The organism is Streptomyces atriruber (assembly GCF_001418325.1).
GTDB classification, from domain to species: domain Bacteria; phylum Actinomycetota; class Actinomycetes; order Streptomycetales; family Streptomycetaceae; genus Streptomyces; species Streptomyces atriruber.
In genome coordinates this window covers 1-2,111 of sequence record NZ_LIPN01000632.1, presented here as the reverse complement: position 1 = coordinate 2,111, position 2,111 = coordinate 1, and the positions used below count along the sequence as shown (strand labels likewise).

The window sequence follows — 2,111 nt, the reverse complement described above, 5'->3', positions numbered from 1 at the left end:
TCCGACTTTATCAGAAGTTCTCGGCCGGTTTTACCGGCTTCAGATTCCGAATCATTCGGTGCGGCTTCTTGCATTGATGAGATTCAAGAAGCAGGCAGACTCTAACTTGCGCCACTGGACTTGTCCAGTTCTAGGCAACTGTTCGAATCTACCTCCCCGGTCCTTCCGTGTCAACGGCTTTTCCGGCGCGATGAGGAGACTAGCAGGTCAGATGCGCCGCACGCACATCAAGCTGCGAGAGGGACGGAAGCACTGCGTTCGTCCCTGTCGAGGTCCCCGGTCTCGCCTGCTCGGGCGGCTCGTCCGCCCAGCACGTAGACGTACGCGAGGAAGGCCAGCTCGGCGACGATTCCGGTGGCGATGCGGGCCCACGTCGGGAGGCCCGAGGGGGTGACGAAGCCTTCGATGGCGCCCGAGACGAAGAGGACCAGGGCCAGGCCGATGGCCATGCCGAGCGCCGAGCGGCCCTCTTCCGCCAGAGCGGTGCGGCGCGTGCGGGGGCCCGGGTCGATGACGGTCCAGCCGAGACGTAGACCTGTTCCGGCGGCGACGAAGACTGCGGTCAGTTCCAGGAGGCCGTGCGGCAGGACCAGACCGAGGAAGGTGTCGAGGCGGCCGACCGAGGACATCAGGCCGATGCCGACCCCGAGGTTGAGCATGTTCTGGAAGAGGATCCAGATGACCGGGAAGCAGAGGAAGGCTCCCAGGACGAGGCACATCGCGGCTGCCTGGGCGTTGTTCGTCCACACCTGGGCGGCGAACGACGCCGCGGGATGACTGGAGTAGTACGTCTCGTACTCGCCTCCGGGGCGGGTCATCTCCCGGAGCTCGCTGGGGGCGGCGATCGTGGACTGCACCTCGGGGTGGGTGGCGACCCACCAGCCGATGATCGCCGCGAGGACCGTCGAGAGCAGGGCCGTGGGGATCCACCAGCGGCGGGATCGGTAGACCGCCGCGGGGAAACCGTGCGTGAGGAAGCGGGTCACGTCCCGCCAGGAGGCCCGTCGCGTACCGGTCACGGCGCTGCGCGCGCGTGCCACCAGGTGCGTCAGTCGTCCGGTGAGCTGTGGGTCCGGGGCGCTGGACTGGATCAGGGAGAGGTGGGTGGCGGTGCGTTGGTAGAGGGCGACGAGTTCGTCGGCCTCGGCTCCGGAGAGGCGGCGCCGACGGCGCAGCAGGGCGTCCAGTCGGTCCCACTCTGCTCGGTGGGCGGACACGAAGACGTCGAGGTCCATCGGAAGACTGCTCCTCGTACTGCGGCGCGTGATTGTTCAGCTTGGCAGACTGGCCAGTCCTACGGCAGGGCGGGGAAGGGTGGCGGGCGTGAGTGAGCTTGTGACGGGTGAGGCGGTGGCGCTGGAGCTGCGGCCCGCGAAGCTGCCGAGCCGGGCGCTGGCCGTGCTGATCGACCTGGCCGTGGCGTGGACGGTGTATCTGGTGGTGACCTTCGCGGTCGTCGCCTCCACTTCTTCGTTGGACGATGCCGCGGCTGCCGCGGTCGCCGTCGCCGGTTTCGTACTCGTGCTGATCGGTGTCCCCATCGCGGTGGAGACCCTCAGTCACGGGCGGTCCCTCGGGAAACTGGCGTGCGGGCTGCGGGTGGTGCGGGACGACGGGGGGCCGATCCGGTTCCGGCACGCGCTGGTGCGGGGGGCCGTCGGGGTCGTCGAGATTCTGATGACGTTCGGGGTCGTCGCGTGCATCGCGTCGTTGGTGTCGGCGCGTGGGCGGCGGCTCGGGGATGTGTTCGCGGGGACGCTGGTCGTACGTGAGCGGGTGCCTGCGGGGCGGGCCGCGTTCGTTCCTCCGCCGCCGCCCTGGTTGGTCGGGCGGTTCGTCGGGCTGGATCTGTCCGGGGTGCCCGAGGGGCTGTGGTTGGCGATCCGCCAGTACCTGACGCGGATGGGGCAGTTGGATCCGCAGGTGGGCTGGGCGATGGCTGAGCGGCTCGCGGGTGATCTGGTGGAGCGGACCGGGGCGCCGGCGCCGCACGGGGTTCCACCGGCCGCCTATCTCGCCGCCGTGGTGCACGAGCGGCAGGCCCGCGACGCGCGACGCGCCTTTGGTCGGGCGGGGGCGGGGGGTTCGGAGCAGTTCGCGGGGTCCTCTGC

2 protein-coding genes are annotated in these 2,111 nt (G+C 69.4%); one reads left to right on the top strand and one right to left on the bottom strand.

The window, feature by feature from the left end; genetic code table 11:
- Positions 1-227: 227 nt before the first annotated feature.
- Positions 228-1,235, bottom strand: a complete 1,008-nt coding sequence (locus AOK03_RS39530; protein ID WP_055570159.1) for a stage II sporulation protein M — start codon at positions 1,233-1,235, stop codon at positions 228-230.
- 88 nt (positions 1,236-1,323) lie between these two features.
- Here AOK03_RS39530 and AOK03_RS39525 point away from each other — a divergent pair.
- Positions 1,324-2,111: RDD family protein (locus AOK03_RS39525; RefSeq protein WP_055570160.1), on the top strand; the 788-nt coding region annotated here is incomplete at its 3' end.

Bases quoted from the DNA above. Each gene is read 5' to 3' on its own strand.
- AOK03_RS39530 (WP_055570159.1), bottom strand. From the start codon at position 1,235: ATGGACCTCGACGTCTTCGTGTCCGCCCACCGAGCAGAGTGGGACCGA.